Here is a 15,629-nt window from a genome sequence, read left to right as displayed (position 1 = left end):
TCTCAGCGCAGCGTCAGCGACAGGTGGTCGGCAACCGGGCCCAGCACCAGCGCCGGCATGAACTGCAATACGGTCAGGATGACGATCAGCGCGATCAGGGTCAGCGCGAAGGTCGGGGTTTCAATCTGCAGCGTGCCGGCCGATTCCGGTGCACGCCGCTTGGCGGCCAGCTGGGCGCAGACGATCAGCGGAATCACCAGCACCGGGTAGCGGCCCAGCAGCAGCACCAGGGTGCAGCTCAGGTTCCACCACGGGGTGGCATCGCCCAGCCCTTCGAAACCCGAGCCGTTGTTGGCGAATGCCGATACATACTCGTAGAACACCTGGCTCACCCCATGGAACGCGGGGTTGGAGGTGCCGGTGATCGACGGAATGGCCAGGGTGATCGCGGTGAACGCCAGGATGGTGATCGGCTGCAGCAGCACCAGCAGCGCCAGCAGCTTCACCTGCGGGGTTTCCAGTTTGCGGCCCAGCAGCTCGGGGGTACGGCCGGTCATCAGCCCGGCCAGGAACACGCCCAGCAGCAGGTACACGATGAACTGCTGCAGGCCGCAGCCGATGCCGCCCCAGATCGCGTTGATCAACATGTTGACCATCGGCACCGCGCCGGCCAGCGGGCTCAGCGAGTCATGCATGCCGTTGACCGAGCCATTGGACACCTGGGTGGTGATCGCCGCCCACAACCCGGTGCCGTCCGCACCCAAGCGTACTTCCTTGCCTTCCATCAGCAGCGGGCTGGCGGCCGTGGCCGAATGGCCCTCCAGCCACACCGTGGCGGCGATCGACACGCTCGACATCGCCAGCATGCAGCCGAACACCAGCGCGGCCAGCCGCTTGCGACCGGTGAACGCACCCAGCATGAACACCACCGCGATCGGGATCAGCAGGATGCCGATCAGCTCCAGCGCGTTCGACAGCGGGGTCGGGTTCTCCAGCGGCATGCTGCTGTTGGGGCCGTACCAGCCACCGCCATTGGTGCCCAGCTGCTTGGCCGCCACCATCGCCGCGACCGGGCCCAGCGGCAGTTTCTGGGTTTCCATGCCCGCGGCCGCATCGATCGGCGTGGCGGTCGGGCCACCGGCCAACGTCGAGGGCACGCCCTGGCTGGTGAGCAGCACCGCCCACAGCAGGCACAGCGGCAGCATGAAGCGCACGCACGAACGCACCACGTCGGCATAGTAGTTGCCCACGTCGATCCGGCGGTCGGCCGGCAGCGCGGGTTCGGCGGCATCGCCTTCCGGCGCCGTGCCGAACAGCGCACGCAGCGTGGCCACCACCAGTGCCAGCCCCATCATCGGGGTGACCACCTGCAGGCCGGTGATCGCGGTCATCTGCGAGAAGTACGACAGTTGCGCCTGGCCGGAGTAATGCTGCTGGTTGGTGTTGGTAAGGAACGACACCATCGTGTGCAGCGCCGTGTCCCAGCGCATGTTGGGAATCTGGTCGGGGTTGAACGGCAGCCAGGCCTGGGTCATGAAGACCGCCTGCACCAGCACGGCAATGACCAGGTTGCTGAGCAGGAACGCGCCCACGTAGCCACGCCAGGACATCCCGCGCGCCGGGTTCACCCCCAGCACGCGGTACAGCGGCTTTTCAATCCAGCCGAACAGCGCGTCGCCGCGCATCGGCCCACCGCGCATCACCCGGGCCAGGTACAGCCCAAGCGGAAAGGCCAGCACGATGCTGGCCAGCACAATCAACAGAATCTCGGTCATGGTCGGCTCCGGTCAGAACTTTTCGGGCGCAAGCACGACGTACAGCAGGTAGGCGGCGGCAACGAGCACCAGCACGCCGCTCACGAAGGAAAGCCAGGCAGGCACGGGGCGTTCTCAGTAGTAGGGAAGGGAGGCCGCCATCGTGTTCCCCAACGGCGTAAACGCTCCACGCCTGCCCCGTGCCCAACCCGTAAAAAGTGCATAAAAAAAGGCGGATGCCCGCGCATCCGCCCTTTCGCTGCTATCAACTCACCCGCGCGGGTCGGTAGAAACACCCTTCAACAACCGGTACCGCTGCAGGGTTTCCTCGATCTCCACATCCAGCGCCCTGCGCTGCTCCACGTAGGAGTCCTGCATGCGCTTCTGCGCCACCAGTTCGGCGTGGCGCAGGCGGATGTCCTCGGCCTGCTTGGGGGCCACCGGCTGGCCGGCCAGTTCGCGGTCGCCCGCGCTGCCGAGCAGGGTCACCAGCGCGCTGCGCAGGCTGGCCACGTTGTAATTGGCCGTCTGCACGTTGTTGTCCAGGATCCCGGTGCGCTCCACGAACACCCGGCGCAGGTCGGCCTCGTCCTGGTAGGTGGACAGCATGGCCTGCTCGGTGCGCTGGCGGGTATCTTCAGCGGCCTGGTCGAGCTGGCGCTGCGCGGCGGCCACGGCGGCATCGGCGCGCTCCTGCTCGGTCAGGGTGCGGTCCACCCCGCCCTTGCGCAGGCCGCTGTTGACGCTGAACTCCTCACGGGCGCTGTTCACCGCGTCCTGGGGCAGGGCATCGCTGCAGATCCGCTCCTTGCCCTCGTTCCAGCAGAACAGCTTCTTCGGTTTGGCCGGCGTGTTGCTGTGTTTGCTCTGGGCCTGGGCCGTGAGCACAGGCGCGGCCAGCAACAGGCCAATGATGGTGAACGTGGCAATCCTGGACATGGGAGCCCCCTGCTCTCAACGCGTAGGACGGCTGCCGTAACGGGACCGATAGTCCTCCAGCGGCTGCCGGTACCCCACAAGTTCCGGATTTCCGGAGGCAAAATCAAGCAGGTCGGCCAGCGTGGCCACGGCCACCACCGGAATGCCGGCCTCTTCGGCCACGGCCTGGGCGGCCGAACGGCGGTCGTCTTCCGAGGCGATTTCCTGGCGGTCCAGCGCCACCACGATGCCGGCCGGGGTGCCGCCGGCCTGCTTGATGATGCCCAAGGCCTCGCGGATGGCGGTGCCGGCGGTGATCACGTCGTCCACGATCAGCACGCGCTTGCCGTTCATGTCCGCGCCGATCAGGTTGCCGCCTTCACCGTGGGTCTTGGCTTCCTTGCGGTTGAAGCTCAACGGCAGGTCGCGGCCGCGCTGGGCGAATTCACAGGCGGTGGCGGTGGCCAGCGGAATGCCCTTGTAGGCCGGGCCGAACACCACGTCGAACTTCAACCCGGTGGCTTCCACCGCGTCGGCGTAGCAGGCGGCCAGCTGGACCATGCTGGCGCCCGAATCGAAGCGGCCGGCATTGAAGAAATAGGGACTCAGGCGGCCCGACTTGAGGGTGAACTGGCCAAAACGCAGTGCATCGGCGGTCAGGGCAAGCTGCAGAAAACGGTGACGGTGGTCGCTCATCTAACGCTCTATTCAATTCTCTTGGAGCGCAGATCGTAAAGCATGACCGGCAATTCAGGCTCGCGACCGGCCGCCGCAGGCCCCTGCAATGGCCGGATCCGGCCAGCCGATGGGCCGGGCAACCCGGTATGCTTTGCCCGTTACGTACCAGACCCGGGTCAGCATGCGCATCATCAGTTTCAACGCCAATGGCATCCGTTCCGCCGCCACCAAGGGTTTTCTCGAGTGGTTCCGTGCCCAGGATGCCGACGTGCTCTGCATCCAGGAGACCAAGGCCCAGGAAGACCAGCTGACCGATCCCATGTTCCGCCCGGACGGCCACCACTGCTTCTACCGTGACGCGATCACCAAGAAGGGCTACAGCGGCGTGGCCATCTACAGCAAGCGTGAGCCCGACCAGGTCATCACCTCGCTGGGCTGGGCCTCGTTCGACGACGAAGGCCGTTACATCGAAGCCCGCTACGGCAACCTCAGCGTGGTGTCCTTCTATATCCCCTCCGGCAGTTCCGGCGACCTGCGCCAGGGCTTCAAGTACGAAGTGATGGAGTGGCTGCGCCCGATCCTGGCCCAGTGGCTGGCCAGCGGCCGCGACTACGTGCTGTGCGGGGACTGGAATATCGTCCGCTCCGCGCTGGACATCAAGAACTGGAAATCCAACCAGAAGAACTCCGGCTGCCTGCCGCCCGAGCGCGACTGGCTCAATGGCCAGTGCGTGGATGCCGGCCAGGCGCTGGACGTGGCCGGCGGCCAGGGCTGGACCGACGCCTACCGCCTGCTGCACCCCACCGGCGAGGATTACACCTGGTGGAGCAACCGCGGCGCGGCCCGCGCCAACAACGTCGGCTGGCGCATCGATTACCAGTTCGTCAGCCCCGGCCTGCGCGATCGCCTGCGTGGCTGCTCGATCTACCGCGATGAACGCTTCTCCGACCATGCCCCGTTCACGGTGGACTACGCCCCATGAGTGAAGCGGCCGCCAAGCCCCGTCGCCCGTGGCAGCGGGTGCTGGCCAACCTGCGCGAGCGCAAGGTGCTGGCCATGCTGCTGCTGGGTTTCAGCTCCGGCCTGCCGATCTACCTGGTGGGCAACACGCTCGGCTTCTGGATGCGCAAGGAAGGCATCGAGCTGGACACCATCGGCTTCCTGTCGTGGGTGGGCCTGGCCTATTCGATGAAGTTCCTGTGGGCGCCGATCGTGGACAAGGTCGACGCCCCGCTGCTGGGCCGCTTCGGCCGCCGCCGCGGCTGGATGCTGCTGTCCCAGGCGGTGGTGGCCGCCGCCCTGATCGGCATGGCCGTGGTCCATCCCAAGGGTGGCCAGATCCTGATTCTGGGCATCGCCTGGGAACACATGCTGGTGTTCGGGATCATGGCCACCGTGGTCGCTTTCGCCTCGGCCACCCAGGATATCGTCATCGATGCCTGGCGCATTGAAAGTGCCGACAACAGCGAACAGCTGGGCCTGCTCACCTCCACCGCCGCGCTCGGCTACCGCACCGCGCTGCTGGTGACCGATGCGCTGATCCTGCTGATCGCCGCCCGCGTGGGCTGGCAGATGTCCTACGAAATCATGGCTGGCCTGATGGCCTTGGGCGTGGTGGCGGTGGTGATGGCGCGCGAACCGGTGCGCGCGCAGATCGCCGTGCAGACCCAGGCGGCCCCGCTGTGGACCCCGCGCGGGTTGTTCGATGCACTGGTCGGGCCTTTCATTGCCTTCGTCCGCGAACACCGCAGCGGCGCCATCCTGATCCTGCTGGCCATCAGCGTGTACCGCATGGCCGATTTCATCATGGGCCCGATGGCCAACCCGTTCTACGTCGACCTTGGCCTGACCGAAGAGACGGTGGGCGCAGTGCGCAGCTCGGTCGGCCTGATCGCCACCTTTGTCGGTATTGCCGCCGCCGGACTGGTCTCGGTGCGCTGGGGCGTGCTGGCCACCCTTCTGGTGGGCGCCGTGCTGGGCCCGGCCTCGAACCTGGCGTTTGCCTGGCTGGCCTACGTCGGGCCGGACCCGACCAGCTTCGCCATCGCCATGGCCATCGACAACCTCTCGGGCGGGTTTGCCGGCACCGCGCTGATCGCCTACATGTCCAGCCTCACCAGCATCGGCTACACCGCCACCCAGTACGCCCTGCTCAGCTCGTTCTATGCCATGCCCGGCAAGGCGCTGAAGGGTCTATCAGGCTGGGCGGTGCAGTCGTTGGCCCAGGGCCGCACCCTGCTGGAAGGCTACGCGCTGTTCTTCGTCGGCACCGCGCTGATCGCCATCCCGGTGGTGATCCTGTGCGCCCTGCTGATCGTGCAGCAGCGCCGGCACCTGCGCGCGGCCAGCTGAGGGGTGCTTGCCCGTACCCCCCGGCTGGGCCATCATCGAACCCGTTGTGCCGTGGGGGCGGTGCGTTGCCAACGGGGGAATACACATGGCTGATCTGGTGCTGCGCGATCTCGATCCGCTGCTGAACGAGCGCATCCGCCGGGTCGCCGTCGCACGCGGCTGGACCCGCGAACACACCTGCGTGGTCCTGCTCGAGCAGGGCCTGTTCGCCAGCGAACTGGAAGTCCGCAGCGGCTTCCACGACCCCGAAGTGAATGCCCTGGCCGACGCAATAGCAGCCCTGCAGGCGCTGCCGGACGTAAAGGCGTTCTAGGCAGCACCCATCACGCTGGGTGAATGGCGCCCAATATCCGCGGCCCGCGCGCCCCGGTCACGCTGGGCAGGTTGCCCGGCAACCCCTGCAGCGTCCGGTGCGCCAACCACGCAAACCCCATCGCTTCCAGGTAGTCCGGGTCCAGCCCGTGCACTGCGCTGGACTCGACCACCACCCCCGGCAACCGCGCGCTGAGTCTGCGCAGCAGCTGCGGGTTGCGAACACCGCCGCCGCACACCAGCACCCGCGTTGCTTCCGGCAGGTGGGCCAGCAGCGCGTCGGCCACCGTGGCCGCCGTCAGTTCCAGCAGCGTCGCCTGCACATCCGCCGGCGCCAGGGTGCGGCCGGCCATCGCCGCCTCGGCCCACGCCAGATGAAACTGCTCGCGCCCGGTGCTCTTCGGCGGTGGCAGCGCGAACCACGGTTCGGCCCGCCAGTGCTCCAGCAGCGCCTCATCCACCTGCCCGCTGGCCGCAAACGCACCATCGGCATCGAACGGCGTGCCGGTATGCCGCTCGCACCACGCGTCCATCAGCGCATTGGCCGGCCCGGTATCGAAGCCACGCGGGGTGCCCACGCGCGGAATCAGGGTCAGGTTCGCGATCCCACCCAAATTCAACACCGCCCGGTCCTCATCGGCCGTGCCCAGCATCGCCAGGTGGAAGGCCGGCATCAGCGGCGCCCCGTGCCCACCGGCGGCCACGTCGCGGCGGCGGAAGTCGGCCACCGTGGTGATGCCGGTCAGCTCGGCAATCCGGTTGGCATCGCCCAGTTGGCAGGTGAATGCCGGATCGGCCAGCGGCCGGTGCCGCACCGTCTGCCCGTGCGAACCGATCGCCCGCACCTGCGCCGGGCTCACCCCGGCCTGTTCCAGCAGGCGGTTGGCGGCGGCCGCGAAGGTGATGCCGATCTGCGCATCGATCCGGCCCAGCGTATCCAGTGAGCCCAGCTCGCCGCCTTCGCCCAGCGCCACCAGCTCGGCGCGGATGGCGGGGTCCCAGGGGTGGGTGAGCCCATCGACGAAGCGGCAGCCGCCCTCGGCGGGAAACTGCACCAGCGCGGCATCGATGCCATCGGCGCTGGTGCCGGACATCAGGCCCAGGTAGAGCGGGGTATGCGGATCAGCTGAAGTCATGGCCAGGCGGTTCAACAGGGTGCGTGCAGATTCCGCGCAACCTGTTGCCGCCGTCAATGCATGCGATCAGCCGCGGCTGCCCTTGGCCGGCTTGGCCGCGCTGGCCGTGGTGGTAGCGGCCTGGTCGGCCTTCGGCGCCGGGCTGGCGTCGGCGTAGATCAGCTTCTCCATGCCCTGGATGCGGGCCAGCGCCGGCGCGGTCTGCGCGCGGAAGGCGACCAGCTCGCTGCCCTGCAGCGGCTCCGGCGGCGGCATCGTCACCGACAGCGGGTTGCGGTGCACGCCGTTGACGCGGAATTCGTAGTGCAGGTGCGGGCCGGTGGCCAGGCCGGTTGAGCCCACGTAGCCGATCACCGTGCCCTGCGCCACGCGCTGGCCGGTCTTGATCTTGCCAAAGCGCGACATGTGCCCGTACAGGGTGGTGTGGCCACGGCCGTGGTCCAGGATCACCACGTTGCCGTAGCCGCGCTGCACGCCGGCGAACTGCACGCGGGCATCGCCGGCGGCCATGATCGGGGTGCCGGTGCGCGCGGCGTAGTCCACGCCCTTGTGCATGCGCATCTTGCCCAGCACCGGGTGCTTGCGCGCCCCGAACGTCGAGCTCAGGCGGGCGAAGGGAATCGGCATGCGGATGAAGCTCTTCTTCAGCGGGCGCCCGCTCACGTCGAAGTACTCGGACTTGCCGTTGCGGTCGAAGCGGAAGCCGCTGTAGGTCTTGCCGCCGGAGGTGAAGGTCGCCGCCAGGATCTTGCTGGTGTCCACCTTCTCGCCTTCGCGCCAGGTCTCATCCATCACCACGCTGAAGCGGTCGCCCGGCTGCAGGTCCTTGGAGAAGTCGATGTCGTACTTGAAGATCTCGTCGGTCATCGTCGCGATGGCCGACGGCGACAGCCCGGCCTTGCGCGCCGCCGCGTACAGCGAACTGGTGATCTCGCCGCTGGTCACCACCCGGCGGGTGGAGCTCTCACGCTTGCTGACCTTCTCGGTGATCTGTTCGCCCTTCAGCGACAGCTCCACCCGGTTGTCGGCATCGCGGTCGAAGCGGATCGTGCGCAGCTCCCCGCTCAGCGGCAGGTCGAAGGCAATTTCCGCGCCGGGGCGCAGCTTGGTCAGCGCGTCGCGCGCACCGGGGTGCTCCAGCACCTGGTGCATCACCGTGGGCGAAATGCCGGCCTCGTCGAACAGGTTGCTCAGGGTCTGGCCGCGCTGCACGCGCAGTACCTGCCAGCTGTCGCCCGGCACCTGCTGCAGGCGCTCCTGGGACAGCGGCGGCAAGGGCAGGGCCAGCGTGGAATGGCTGACCGAGTAGGGCGACTCGATGGTGTGCGAGAAGCCGGGGACAATAGTGGCCACCAGGGCGCCGATGGTGGCGAACAGGCTGGCGTGCATCCAGTGGCGGCGGGTCCAGCGCTCATTGAAAGCAGCGGGAAGATGCTGTCGAAGCTTCCGATGCAGGGCGGTGTCGTGGAGAACGTGAAGGCGTTCCTTGAAGCGCTGCTTGCGCGCGCGGCCTTGATCGGTATTCAGCATCGTCGGTGTGTTCCTGGCTGGCCCGGGAGCGCGGGCCCAAACGTCGGTAACATAGACAGGTATAAATATCGCGTCAAACCCTTGTGCCTATTGGCTTTTGTGAAGCGCTTGCGGTTAACTTGTACTTAACGTCATTCATGTAAATAAGGCATCGCCGGGAGTTGCACGTGTCCTCGATTGAACAAGCCCTTGCCCAGATCGGCCGTGGCGCCGATGAAATCCTCAAGATCGAGGAGCTGCGCCAGCGGCTGGAAAGCGGCCGCCCGCTGCGGGTCAAGGCTGGTTTCGACCCCACTGCCCCGGACCTGCATCTGGGCCATACAGTCCTTCTGAACAAGCTGCGTCAGTTCCAGGACCTCGGCCACCAGGTCATCTTCCTGATCGGCGACTTCACCGGGATGATCGGCGACCCCTCGGGCAAGAACGTCACCCGCAAGCCGCTCAGCAAGGACGACGTGCTGGCCAATGCGCGCACCTATGAAGAGCAGGTGTTCAAGGTACTGGACCGCGAAAAGACCGAAGTGCGCTTCAATTCGGAGTGGTTCGGCAAGATGGGCGCGGCCGACATGATCCGCCTGGCCGGCCAGCACACCGTGGCGCGCATGCTCGAGCGCGACGACTTCGCCAAGCGCTATGCGGCCCAGCAGTCCATCGCCCTGCACGAGTTCCTGTACCCGCTGGTGCAGGGTTACGACTCGGTGGCGCTGGAAGCGGACGTCGAACTGGGCGGTACCGACCAGAAGTTCAACCTGCTCATGGGCCGTGGCCTGCAGGAGCACTACGGGCAGAAGCCGCAGATCGTGCTGACCATGCCGCTGCTGGAAGGCCTGGACGGCGTGGCCAAGATGTCCAAGTCGCTCAACAACTACATCGGCATCAGCGAACCGGCGATCGACATGGTGACCAAGACCATGAAGATCGGCGACGACCTGATGTGGCGCTGGATCGAGCTGCTTTCCTTCGAGATCAGCCAGGCCGAGGCGGTCAGCCTGCGCGAGCAGGTCGCCGCCGGCACTCTGAACCCGCGTGAGGTGAAGCTGCGCCTGGCGCGCGAGCTCACCACCCGCTTCCACGATGCCGACGCGGCCGAGCTGGCCATTGCCGGCTGGAACGCTGCCGTGACCGGGCAGGGCGATGTGACCCTGTTGCCCCTGCAGGAAGTGGCCATTCCCGTTGAAGGCCTGCGGATTGGTGCATTGCTCACCGCAGCCGGCCTGACCCCGAGCAACTCGGAGGCCTCGCGCAAGCTCAAGGAGCGTGCGGTGAAGGTGGACGGCGAGGTGGTGGACGACGCCCAGCAGCTGTTCGTGCCCGGCTTCGAGGGCTTGCTGCAGGTCGGCAAGCGCAACTTCGCACGCGTGTTGTTGGTCGCCGCCTAAGCGCCACAAGGGTTTCGCGCCTTCGGGCGCGGAACCAGCATGAATGAATGCACAAAACCGTGAAAAAAAGTCATGCACCCCCTTCACAAACGAGGCGGTTGGGGACATACTTTCCCTCCCCCGACGCAGGGGCCACCGCAAGGCGGCAACCGCGAAGGAACAGGACTTCAACTTCTTCGAAAGAAGGTGTTGACGGAAACGAAAAGCCTGACATAATAGGCGGCTCGCTTCGACGAAAAGACCTCCGGGTCGCACGACGAAGCAGCATCGGCAACAACGTCCACTTCGGTGAGGCGGCCCTCGAAAAAGGGTGTTGACGAAGCGGAAAAGCCAGCTATAATGGGCGGCTCGCAACGACGGAAACGTCGGGGCACACGGAGAAAGGCGCTGAGGCCGACTCCCAAGTTCTTTGACAGTATGCGCAGGTATCTTGTGAAGGCGCCTGCAGGAAGGATGATTTGTCCATCTTGCAGACGTTTGATCAAGCAACATATCAATTGTTTTAAAGCAAGCGAAACGTTGCCAGCGGTCAAGCATCTGCAGCTTTAAATTTTTAGTCCTCGGACTATGCGTTTTTAAGTGAAGAGTTTGATCCTGGCTCAGAGTGAACGCTGGCGGTAGGCCTAACACATGCAAGTCGAACGGCAGCACAGTAAGAGCTTGCTCTTATGGGTGGCGAGTGGCGGACGGGTGAGGAATACATCGGAATCTACCTTTTCGTGGGGGATAACGTAGGGAAACTTACGCTAATACCGCATACGACCTTCGGGTGAAAGCAGGGGACCTTCGGGCCTTGCGCGGATAGATGAGCCGATGTCGGATTAGCTAGTTGGCGGGGTAAAGGCCCACCAAGGCGACGATCCGTAGCTGGTCTGAGAGGATGATCAGCCACACTGGAACTGAGACACGGTCCAGACTCCTACGGGAGGCAGCAGTGGGGAATATTGGACAATGGGCGCAAGCCTGATCCAGCCATACCGCGTGGGTGAAGAAGGCCTTCGGGTTGTAAAGCCCTTTTGTTGGGAAAGAAAAGCAGTCGGCTAATACCCGGTTGTTCTGACGGTACCCAAAGAATAAGCACCGGCTAACTTCGTGCCAGCAGCCGCGGTAATACGAAGGGTGCAAGCGTTACTCGGAATTACTGGGCGTAAAGCGTGCGTAGGTGGTTGTTTAAGTCTGTTGTGAAAGCCCTGGGCTCAACCTGGGAATTGCAGTGGATACTGGGCGACTAGAGTGTGGTAGAGGGTAGTGGAATTCCCGGTGTAGCAGTGAAATGCGTAGAGATCGGGAGGAACATCCATGGCGAAGGCAGCTACCTGGACCAACACTGACACTGAGGCACGAAAGCGTGGGGAGCAAACAGGATTAGATACCCTGGTAGTCCACGCCCTAAACGATGCGAACTGGATGTTGGGTGCAATTTGGCACGCAGTATCGAAGCTAACGCGTTAAGTTCGCCGCCTGGGGAGTACGGTCGCAAGACTGAAACTCAAAGGAATTGACGGGGGCCCGCACAAGCGGTGGAGTATGTGGTTTAATTCGATGCAACGCGAAGAACCTTACCTGGTCTTGACATGTCGAGAACTTTCCAGAGATGGATTGGTGCCTTCGGGAACTCGAACACAGGTGCTGCATGGCTGTCGTCAGCTCGTGTCGTGAGATGTTGGGTTAAGTCCCGCAACGAGCGCAACCCTTGTCCTTAGTTGCCAGCACGTAATGGTGGGAACTCTAAGGAGACCGCCGGTGACAAACCGGAGGAAGGTGGGGATGACGTCAAGTCATCATGGCCCTTACGACCAGGGCTACACACGTACTACAATGGTAGGGACAGAGGGCTGCAAACCCGCGAGGGCAAGCCAATCCCAGAAACCCTATCTCAGTCCGGATTGGAGTCTGCAACTCGACTCCATGAAGTCGGAATCGCTAGTAATCGCAGATCAGCATTGCTGCGGTGAATACGTTCCCGGGCCTTGTACACACCGCCCGTCACACCATGGGAGTTTGTTGCACCAGAAGCAGGTAGCTTAACCTTCGGGAGGGCGCTTGCCACGGTGTGGCCGATGACTGGGGTGAAGTCGTAACAAGGTAGCCGTATCGGAAGGTGCGGCTGGATCACCTCCTTTTGAGCAAAGACAACATCGTCCTGTCGGGCGTCTTCACAAAGTACCTGCATTCAGAGTTTCAAATCGGCCAGGCCGGTTTGAAAAGTCCCGTATATGGGGCCTTAGCTCAGCTGGGAGAGCACCTGCTTTGCAAGCAGGGGGTCGTCGGTTCGATCCCGACAGGCTCCACCACACGTAGCGCCTTTATCAGCGCCAACGGCAATGAGCTAAACGGACATTGGGTCTGTAGCTCAGGTGGTTAGAGCGCACCCCTGATAAGGGTGAGGTCGGTAGTTCGAGTCTACCCAGACCCACCAACTCTGAATGACCAGCGCATACAAAGAATTTATTACGGATCGGCATTGTGGCCGGTACGTGTTCTTTTAAAACTTGTGACGTAGCGAGCGTTTGAGATTCTATCTTGACGTGTCGTGAGGCTAAGGCGGAAGACTTAAATGTCTTCTTATTAATTGAGTCGTTATATTTCGTATCCGGGCTTTGTACCCCCGGGTCATATATATAACCCAAGGCAACTTGCGGTTATATGGTCAAGCGAATAAGCGCACACGGTGGATGCCTTGGCGGTCAGAGGCGATGAAGGACGTGGCAGCCTGCGAAAAGTATCGGGGAGCTGGCAACAAGCTTTGATCCGGTAATGTCCGAATGGGGAAACCCACCCGCTTGCGGGTATCCTGCAGTGAATACATAGCTGCTGGAAGCGAACCTGGTGAACTGAAATATCTAAGTAACCAGAGGAAAAGAAATCAACCGAGATTCCCTGAGTAGCGACGAGCGAACGGGGACTAGCCCTTAAGCTGGAATGGTTCTAGAAAAACAGCCTGGAACGGCTGGCCATAGAAGGTGATAGCCCTGTATTTAAAAGGGCCACTCCAGTGAAGACGAGTAGGGCGGGGCACGTGAAACCCTGTCTGAACATGGGGGGACCATCCTCCAAGGCTAAATACTACTGACCGACCGATAGTGAACCAGTACCGTGAGGGAAAGGCGAAAAGAACCCCGGAGAGGGGAGTGAAATAGATCCTGAAACCGTGTGCGTACAAGCAGTAGGAGCTCGAAAGAGTGACTGCGTACCTTTTGTATAATGGGTCAGCGACTTACTGTTCGTGGCAAGCTTAACCGTATAGGGGAGGCGAAGGGAAACCGAGTCTGATAAGGGCGCATAGTCGCGGGCAGTAGACCCGAAACCGGGTGATCTAGTCATGGCCAGGGTGAAGGTGCCGTAACAGGTACTGGAGGCCCGAACCCACGTCTGTTGCAAAAGACGGGGATGAGCTGTGATTAGGAGTGAAAAGCTAATCGAACCCGGAGATAGCTGGTTCTCCTCGAAAGCTATTTAGGTAGCGCCTCATATGTATCCTCTCGGGGGTAGAGCACTGTTATGGCTAGGGGGTCATCGCGACTTACCAAACCATTGCAAACTCCGAATACCGAGACGGACTGTATGGGAGACACACGGCGGGTGCTAACGTCCGTCGTGAAAAGGGAAACAACCCAGACCCACAGCTAAGGTCCCAAATTCACTGCTAAGTGGAAAACCATGTGGAAAGGCACAGACAGCCAGGAGGTTGGCTTAGAAGCAGCCACCCTTTAAAGAAAGCGTAATAGCTCACTGGTCGAGTCGGTCTGCGGGGAAGATTTAACGGGGCTAAGCAGTGAACCGAAGCTTGGGGTGTGCATATTTATATGTACGCGGTAGAGGAGCGTTCCGTAAGCCGTTGAAGGTGGATTGAGAAGTCTGCTGGAGGTATCGGAAGTGCGAATGCTGACATGAGTAACGATAATGCGGGTGAAAAACCCGCACGCCGAAAGCCCAAGGTTTCCTTGCGCAACGTTAATCGGCGCAGGGTGAGTCGGCCCCTAAGGCGAGGACGAAAGTCGTAGTCGATGGGAAGCAGGTTAATATTCCTGCACCTCGCGTAAGTGCGATGGAGGGACGGAGAAGGTTAGGTGTACCCGGCGTTGGTTGTCCGGGGGAAAGGCGGTAGGTTTGGATCTTTGGCAAATCCGGGATCCTTCAAGACCGAGCACCGAGACGAGTCTTTAAGACAAAGTCACTGATACCACGCTTCCAGGAAAAGCTCCTAAGCTTCAGCTTACGCAGACCGTACCGTAAACCGACACAGGTGGGTAGGATGAGAATTCTCAGGCGCTTGAGAGAACTCGGGTGAAGGAACTAGGCAACATGGCACCGTAACTTCGGGAGAAGGTGCGCCCTTTTTGGTGGCTCATGCGAGCTATAGCTGAAGAGGGCCGCAGAAACCAGGCCGCTGCGACTGTTTATCAAAAACACAGCACTCTGCAAACACGAAAGTGGACGTATAGGGTGTGACGCCTGCCCGGTGCTGGAAGGTTAATTGATGGGGTCAGCCGCAAGGCGAAGCTCTTGATCGAAGCCCCAGTAAACGGCGGCCGTAACTATAACGGTCCTAAGGTAGCGAAATTCCTTGTCGGGTAAGTTCCGACCTGCACGAATGGCGTAACGACAGCGGCGCTGTCTCCACCCGAGACTCAGTGAAATTGAAATCGCTGTGAAGATGCAGCGTTCCCGTGGCAAGACGGAAAGACCCCGTGAACCTTTACTATAGCTTTACACTGAACGTTGAGTTCGTCTGTGTAGGATAGGTGGGAGGCTATGAAACTGTGGCGCTAGCTGCAGTGGAGCCATCCTTGAAATACCACCCTGTCGTGCTTGACGTTCTAACCTGGGCCCATTATCTGGGTCGGGGACCGTGTATGGTGGGTAGTTTGACTGGGGCGGTCTCCTCCTAAAGAGTAACGGAGGAGCTCGAAGGTACGCTCAGCGCGGTCGGACATCGCGCACTGTGTGCAAAGGCATAAGCGTGCTTGACTGCAAGATCGACGGATCAAGCAGGTAGGAAACTAGGACTTAGTGATCCGGTGGTTCTGTATGGAAGGGCCATCGCTCAACGGATAAAAGGTACTCCGGGGATAACAGGCTGATACCGCCCAAGAGTTCATATCGACGGCGGTGTTTGGCACCTCGATGTCGGCTCATCACATCCTGGGGCTGTAGTCGGTCCCAAGGGTATGGCTGTTCGCCATTTAAAGTGGTACGCGAGCTGGGTTCAGAACGTCGTGAGACAGTTCGGTCCCTATCTGCCATGGGCGTTGGAGATTTGAGAGGGGCTGCTCCTAGTACGAGAGGACCGGAGTGGACGAACCTCTGGTGTTCCGGTTGTCACGCCAGTGGCATTGCCGGGTAGCTATGTTCGGAAGCGATAACCGCTGAAAGCATCTAAGCGGGAAGCGCGCCTCAAGATGAGATCTCCCGGGGCACAAGCCCCCTGAAGGAACCATATAGACTATGTGGTTGATAGGTCAGGTGTGTAAGTACAGCAATGTATTGAGCTAACTGATACTAATGATCCGTGTGGCTTGACCATATAACCTCAAGTTGCCTTGGCCGACATGACATGTCGATAGAGCCCAAGTGCACGCTACGTCACAAGAACTATGAGAGGCAGGCGCAGTATGGCCGTGCTTTTT

General features: G+C 62.2%; 10 protein-coding genes, 2 tRNA genes and 2 rRNA genes. 8 read left to right on the top strand and 6 right to left on the bottom strand.

Features of this window, described 5'->3' with window-relative positions:
• Window positions 1–2: 2 nt before the first annotated feature.
• The 4 genes from kdpA to pyrE form a co-directional block, all read right to left on the bottom strand.
• On the bottom strand, window positions 3–1,715 hold the full coding sequence (gene kdpA / locus QE395_RS16740) for a potassium-transporting ATPase subunit KdpA (protein ID WP_210133099.1): 1,713 nt from the start codon (window positions 1,713–1,715) through the stop codon (window positions 3–5).
• Between the two features lie 12 nt (window positions 1,716–1,727).
• Complete coding sequence (locus tag QE395_RS16735) at window positions 1,728–1,820, bottom strand: potassium-transporting ATPase subunit F (protein ID WP_068848713.1); 93 nt, start codon at window positions 1,818–1,820, stop codon at window positions 1,728–1,730.
• Between the two features lie 144 nt (window positions 1,821–1,964).
• A complete protein-coding gene (locus QE395_RS16730) occupies window positions 1,965–2,633 on the bottom strand; it encodes a hypothetical protein (protein WP_306989977.1) in 669 nt (222 codons plus the stop codon).
• Window positions 2,634–2,648: 15 nt separating this feature from the next.
• The gene (gene pyrE / locus QE395_RS16725; RefSeq protein WP_068848718.1) at window positions 2,649–3,308 is read right to left on the bottom strand and encodes an orotate phosphoribosyltransferase; all 660 of its coding nucleotides are present in this window, start codon (window positions 3,306–3,308) and stop codon (window positions 2,649–2,651) included.
• 163 nt (window positions 3,309–3,471) lie between these two features.
• On the opposite strand from pyrE, the gene QE395_RS16720 reads away from it, so the two are divergent.
• The 3 genes from QE395_RS16720 (at window position 3,472) to QE395_RS16710 (ending at window position 5,955) form a co-directional block, all read left to right on the top strand.
• Complete coding sequence (locus tag QE395_RS16720; protein ID WP_306989976.1) at window positions 3,472–4,272, top strand: exodeoxyribonuclease III; 801 nt, start codon at window positions 3,472–3,474, stop codon at window positions 4,270–4,272.
• Window positions 4,269–5,642 (top strand): MFS transporter, encoded by a 1,374-nt coding sequence (locus QE395_RS16715; RefSeq protein ID WP_068848722.1) that lies wholly within the window; start codon window positions 4,269–4,271, stop codon window positions 5,640–5,642. The genes QE395_RS16720 and QE395_RS16715 overlap by 4 nt, the downstream gene beginning before the upstream one ends.
• 85 nt (window positions 5,643–5,727) lie before the next feature.
• Window positions 5,728–5,955 (top strand): hypothetical protein, encoded by a 228-nt coding sequence (locus QE395_RS16710; RefSeq protein ID WP_095362623.1) that lies wholly within the window; start codon window positions 5,728–5,730, stop codon window positions 5,953–5,955.
• A 10-nt stretch (window positions 5,956–5,965) separates the two neighbouring features.
• Here QE395_RS16710 and QE395_RS16705 read toward each other — a convergent pair whose 3' ends face one another.
• Window positions 5,966–7,090, bottom strand: a complete 1,125-nt coding sequence (locus QE395_RS16705; protein WP_068848726.1) for an anhydro-N-acetylmuramic acid kinase — start codon at window positions 7,088–7,090, stop codon at window positions 5,966–5,968.
• 66 nt (window positions 7,091–7,156) lie between these two features.
• Entirely contained in the window at window positions 7,157–8,620 is a 1,464-nt protein-coding gene (locus tag QE395_RS16700) for a peptidoglycan DD-metalloendopeptidase family protein (RefSeq protein WP_095362624.1), read from the bottom strand.
• Between the two features lie 167 nt (window positions 8,621–8,787).
• Between QE395_RS16700 and tyrS the strand changes: the two genes are divergently transcribed.
• The 5 genes from tyrS to QE395_RS16675 all read left to right on the top strand — a co-directional run bounded on the left by tyrS (window position 8,788) and on the right by QE395_RS16675 (window position 15,526).
• Window positions 8,788–9,999: a tyrosine--tRNA ligase gene (gene tyrS / locus QE395_RS16695; protein ID WP_095362653.1), complete on the top strand. Its 1,212-nt coding sequence runs from the start codon at window positions 8,788–8,790 to the stop codon at window positions 9,997–9,999.
• A gap of 576 nt (window positions 10,000–10,575) precedes the next feature.
• Window positions 10,576–12,122, top strand: a 16S ribosomal RNA gene (locus QE395_RS16690).
• 95 nt (window positions 12,123–12,217) lie between these two features.
• Window positions 12,218–12,293 (top strand) — tRNA-Ala (locus QE395_RS16685).
• Between the two features lie 48 nt (window positions 12,294–12,341).
• A tRNA-Ile gene (locus QE395_RS16680) sits at window positions 12,342–12,418 on the top strand.
• A 229-nt stretch (window positions 12,419–12,647) separates the two neighbouring features.
• Window positions 12,648–15,526: ribosomal RNA gene (locus tag QE395_RS16675) — 23S ribosomal RNA — on the top strand.
• Together the 16S and 23S rRNA genes with 2 tRNA genes alongside form the textbook arrangement of a ribosomal RNA operon.
• Window positions 15,527–15,629 lie beyond the last annotated feature (103 nt).

Source organism: Stenotrophomonas sp. SORGH_AS_0282 (genome assembly GCF_030818125.1).
GTDB classification, from domain to species: domain Bacteria; phylum Pseudomonadota; class Gammaproteobacteria; order Xanthomonadales; family Xanthomonadaceae; genus Stenotrophomonas; species Stenotrophomonas rhizophila_A.
The sequence above is the reverse complement of the archived record's forward strand: the minus strand, read 5'-3'. Positions and strand labels throughout refer to the sequence as shown.